4 protein-coding genes and 1 pseudogene are annotated in these 4862 nt (G+C 72.8%); 4 read left to right on the top strand and 1 reads right to left on the bottom strand.

The annotated features are described in order from the left end of the window. Together HCN52_RS24940 and ccsB are read left to right on the top strand one after the other, a co-directional pair. Positions 1-207 (top strand): annotated as a pseudogene (locus HCN52_RS24940) (hypothetical protein); the annotation flags it as partial. Positions 208-256: 49 nt separating this feature from the next. Further along, positions 257-1351 carry a c-type cytochrome biogenesis protein CcsB gene (gene ccsB, locus HCN52_RS21895; RefSeq protein WP_168090168.1) on the top strand — a complete coding sequence of 365 codons (1095 nt, stop codon included), beginning with the start codon at positions 257-259 and terminating at the stop codon, positions 1349-1351. 407 nt (positions 1352-1758) lie between these two features. Here ccsB and HCN52_RS21890 read toward each other — a convergent pair whose 3' ends face one another. After that, positions 1759-2184, bottom strand: a complete 426-nt coding sequence (locus HCN52_RS21890) for a PLD nuclease N-terminal domain-containing protein (RefSeq protein ID WP_168090166.1) — start codon at positions 2182-2184, stop codon at positions 1759-1761. Between the two features lie 90 nt (positions 2185-2274). Between HCN52_RS21890 and HCN52_RS21885 the strand changes: the two genes are divergently transcribed. Beyond that, positions 2275-3726 (top strand): menaquinone biosynthesis decarboxylase, encoded by a 1452-nt coding sequence (locus HCN52_RS21885; RefSeq protein ID WP_168090165.1) that lies wholly within the window; start codon positions 2275-2277, stop codon positions 3724-3726. Then, positions 3723-4643 (top strand): menaquinone biosynthesis prenyltransferase MqnP, encoded by a 921-nt coding sequence (mqnP, locus tag HCN52_RS21880; protein ID WP_312876830.1) that lies wholly within the window; start codon positions 3723-3725, stop codon positions 4641-4643. The genes HCN52_RS21885 and mqnP overlap by 4 nt, the downstream gene beginning before the upstream one ends. Positions 4644-4862: the final 219 nt, after the last annotated feature.

Below are 4862 nucleotides of genomic sequence, written 5' to 3'. Positions count from 1 at the left end.
GCCCCGGGCGACGGCCCCGCGGACCGGGCCGCCGCGCCCGGTCGGTCCACCGGCCCGGTAGCGTCCGGGGACGGGGAAGGACGCCCCGGCACGCGCTCCGCCCACGGTCCCGGCACCGCCGCGGCGGACCCGGAGGGCGCCACGCCCGGGACCGCCACCGACCCCGAGGCTGCCACCGGCAGCCGCAGCGAAGACGTGAAGGAGTAGTTCCGTGGTGCTTGCCGCCGACGCAGAGCTCGCCGATTTCGGCAAGCTCATGATCTACACCGCGATGGTCGTGTACGCCCTGGCGTTCATCGCGTACATCACCGAGTGGATCTTCGGCAGCCGCAGCCGGGTCTCCCGCACGGCGGCCGCGCTCGGCGCCCAGGAGGCCGGTGCCCGGGACGCGGACAACGACGCCGAGGCTCCGGCCGAGGACAGCGACACGGCCGGGAAGGCGGCCCGCGGGCCCGCCGTGACCGTCCGCAAGGGCGGATCGGCCACGGTGCTGGAACGCCCCCGGGTCGTGACGCGCTCCTCCACCCCCTCGCGCGACCACCTGCCGGACGGCCCGGGCGCTGCGGGCGGCGACGGGCAGGGCGACCTCTACGGTCGGGTGGCCATCTCGCTGACCACCCTCGCCTTCCTGCTGCACTTCGGCGGGGTCATCACCCGGGCGGTCGCCGTGGGGCGGGCGCCGTGGGCGAACATGTTCGAGTTCTCGACGGCGTTCTCCGCCGTGGCGGTCCTCGGCTTCCTCGGCTTCCTCGCCGCCGGGCGCAAGGTCCGCTGGATCGGTCTGCCGCTGGTCACCACCGTCCTGCTCGACCTCGGGCTGGCCGTGACCGTGCTGCACACCGAGACCGACCAGCTGCCCCCTGCCCTCCAGTCGGTCTGGCTGTGGATCCATGTCGGGCTCGCGATCATCTGCGGCGCGATGTTCTACCTCGGCATGGTCGCGACGGTGGCGTTCCTCTTCCGCGACCGGTACGAGTCCAAGCTCGCCTCCGGCGGTACCCCGGGCCGGTTCGCCTCCTCGGTGCTGGAGCGGATGCCGACCTCCGTCAGCCTCGACAAGTTCGCCTACCGCATCAACGCCGCGATCTTCCCGCTGTGGACGTTCACGATCATCGCGGGCGCGATCTGGGCGGAGAACGCCTGGGGCCGGTACTGGGGCTGGGACCCCAAGGAGGTCTGGTCGCTGATCACCTGGCTCGGCTACGCGGCCTACCTGCACGCGCGCGCCACCGCCGGCTGGCGCGGCCGCAAGGCGGCCTACCTGGCGATCGCGGCGTTCATCTGCTTCCTGATCAACTACTACGGCGTGAACCTGTTCGCCAACAGCCTGCACTCCTACTCGGGCGTCTGACCCGACACGCGCGGCCGGCCGACGACGAGGCGGCCGCCTGCGCGCACCACGACGACGGCGCGGTACCGGTCCACCCGGTGCCGCGCCGCCGTCGTGTCCGTCGCGCGCGGCGGGCCGCAGCGGGGAGCAGCGGGCCGTGGCACGGCGCCCACGCCCTTCGCGCCCCCGTCGGGCGCCACGGAGCGCGGACGCGGCGCGCAGCCCGGCAGAACCCGCCTCGGAGCGCACCGAGGCGCCCGGGTGCGGCGCGCGGCGTCGCAGCCGGGCGCCCCAGTCCTCCCCGGCCGGCATCCCCGGGGCCGCAGGCGCCCCCGCCCCCGCCCGGAACAGCCGAACGGGGGCCGCTCATCGTGTGATGAACGACCCCCGCCCGAAGCCCGGGGACGCGCCGGCGTGTCGGCGCCTCGTCAGCCCTTGGCCGGCGGATTGCCCTCCGCCGGGCCGCTGCCGCCCTTGCCGTCGTTGTCGTCGCCGTCGCGCAGCTCGCTCTCCCGGCGCCGGAGGTCTTCCTCCCAGCTCTCCAGGAGCTCCTTGTCGCGCTCGTTCTCCTCGCGCTGCTGCTCGTGGTTGATCGACCGGAGGAAGTCCGGGTTGTCGTCCGGCGCGACCCAGCCGCCGCCCCCGGCGGGGCGGGAGCCCGGCGCCTTGGGCAGGCTGCGCTTGCGGCCCGCGATGACCCACGCGAGCGGGCCGATGATCCAGGCGAACACGATCAGGAGCAGCCAGACCAGCTTCGGCAGGTGCTTGATCTCGTCGTCCTTGGTGCTGATGCAGTCCACGAGCGCGTAGATGGCCAGCGCGATAGGCACCAGGAACATCAGTACCTTGAGCATGTTCGTCCCCCGGGTGAGCGGGTGTAACGGGCCGCATGGCAGCGGCCCCCTGACAACAGCCAGGGTAATGCGTCCGCGATACTGAGTCCCATGGCATACGACGACCTCCGCGCGCTGCTGCGCGCCCTGGAGCGGGACGGGGACCTCAAACGGATCACCGCGGAGGTCGATCCCCACCTGGAAGTGGGCGAGATCACCGACCGGGTCAACAAGGCCGGTGGCCCCGCGCTCCTCTTCGAGAACGTCAAGGGATCGAAGCTCCCGCTGGCGATGAACGTCTTCGGCACCGACCGGCGGCTGCTGAAGTCGCTGGGGCTGAAGTCCTACGCGGACATCGGCGACAAGATCGGCGGCCTGCTCAAGCCGGAGCTGCCGCAGGGGTTCGTCGGCATGCGGGAGGCGCTCGGCAAGCTGGGCTCCGTCAGCCACCTGCCGCCGAAGAAGGTCAAGAGCGGCCCGGTGCAGGAGGTGGTGATGCACGGCGACGACGTCGACCTCGACGCGCTGCCCGCGCTCTTCACCTGGCCCGAGGACGGCGGCTCCTTCTTCAACCTCGGCCTGACCCACACCAAGGACCCCGAGACCGAGATCCGCAACCTCGGCCTCTACCGGCTGCAGCGGCACGACCGCCGCACCATCGGCATGCACTGGCAGATCCACAAGGACAGCCGCAACCACTACCAGGTCGCGGCGCGCCGCGGCGAGCGGCTGCCGGTCGCCATCGCCTTCGGCTGCCCGCCGGCCGTCACCTACGCCTCCACCGCGCCGCTCCCCGGCGACATCGACGAGTACCTCTTCGCGGGGTTCCTCGCCGGCAAGCGGGTCGAGATGGTCGACTGCCAGACCGTTCCGCTGCAGGTCCCGGCCCACGCCGAGGTCGTGCTGGAGGGCTGGCTGGAGCCGGGGGAGATGCTGCCCGAGGGCCCGTTCGGCGACCACACCGGCTTCTACACGCCGCAGGAGCCGTTCCCGGCACTGACCATCGACTGCGTGACGACCCGGAAGCGGCCGCTGCTCCAGTCGATCGTCGTGGGCCGGCCGCCGACCGAGGACGGGCCGCTGGGCCGCGCCACGGAGCGGTTCTTCCTCCCGCTGCTGAAGATCATCATTCCGGACATCGTGGACTACCACCTGCCGGAGGCCGGCGGTTTCCACAACTGCGCGATCATCTCGATCGACAAGAAGTACCCCAAGCACGCGCAGAAGGTGATGTCGGCGGTGTGGGGCGCCCACATGATGTCGCTGACCAAGCTGATCATCGTGGTGGACGCCGACTGCGACGTCCACGACCTGCACGAGGTCGCCTGGCGGGCGCTGGGCAACACCGACTACGCGCGCGACCTCATGCTGACCGAGGGCCCGGTCGACCATCTCGACCACGCCTCCTACCAGCAGTTCTGGGGCGGCAAGGCGGGCATCGACGCCACCGCCAAGCTGCCCGAGGAGGGGTACACCCGCGACGGCGGCTGGCCGCAGATGGTGGTGTCGGACCCGGCGACCGCGGAGAAGGTCACCAGCCGCTGGAAGGAATACGGACTGTGACCACCGCGGCCGGCCCGTCGGCCGCCACCCCCGGTGCCCCCGCCGGGGGCCGGGCGCGGGCCTTCCTGCGCCTGGTGATGATCGAGCACTCGGTCTTCGCGCTGCCCTTCGCCTACATCGCCGCGCTGACGGCGATGTTCCTCGACGACGGGACGGTGCACTGGCTGACGCTGCTGCTGGTGACCGTCGCCATGGTGGGGCTGCGGACGTTCGCGATGGCGGCCAACCGGATCATCGACCGCGAGATCGACGCCCGGAACCCGCGCACCGCCTCCCGCGAGCTGGTCACCGGCGCGGTGTCGGTGCGCACCGCCTGGACGGGCGCGCTGATCGCGCTGGCGGTGTTCCTGGGGGCCGCGGCGCTGCTCAACCCGCTCTGCCTGGCGCTGGCGCCGGTGGCGGTGGTGCCGATGGTGGTCTACCCGTACGGCAAGCGGTTCACCGACTATCCGCACGCCATCCTCGGCCTGGCCCAGGCGATGGGCCCGGTCGGCGCCTGGCTGGCCGTCACGGGCAGCTGGTCCTGGGAGGCGGTCGTCCTCGGGCTGGCGGTCGGGGTGTGGATCGGCGGCTTCGACCTGATCTTCGCCTGCCAGGACGTCGCCGCCGACCGGGCGGAGGGCGTCCGGTCCGTACCGGCGCGGTTCTCCGTCGCCACCGCGCTCCACGGGGCCCGGGGCTGCCACGTGGTGACGCTGGCGCTCCTCGCCTGGTTCGCCGTGCTGACGGACGCCGGGCCGCTGCTGTGGGGCGGGCTGGTCGTGGTGGCCGCGGCCTTCGCCTACGAGCACACCATCGTGCGACCGGGTGACCTCTCCCGGTTGAACCGCGCGTTCTTCACCGTCAACGGCTTCGTCGGGATCAGCCTCTTCGTCTTCGCGCTGGCCGACCTGGCGGTGCGCGGCCTCACCGTCTGAGCCGCCCGCCGCGTGCGACGGTCGAGCCCCGCCCGGGAACGGGCGGGGCTCGCTGCGTCCCACCCGGCCGCCGGCCCGGCTTCCCGCCCGGTACGGCTGCCCGTCCGGTACGGCTGACGCGGCGTCACCCGTTCACCGCAGCTGTCACCCGTTCACCGCCGCCGCCACCCGGGTGATCTCCGCGGGCGCCGCGGAGTCTGCGGGCGGCCGCCGCGGCGG

Origin of the sequence: Streptomyces bohaiensis (genome assembly GCF_012033785.1) — a bacterium.
Classification (GTDB): Bacteria; Actinomycetota; Actinomycetes; order Streptomycetales; family Streptomycetaceae; genus Streptomyces; species Streptomyces bohaiensis.
The sequence above is the reverse complement of the archived record's forward strand: the minus strand, read 5'-3'. Positions and strand labels throughout refer to the sequence as shown.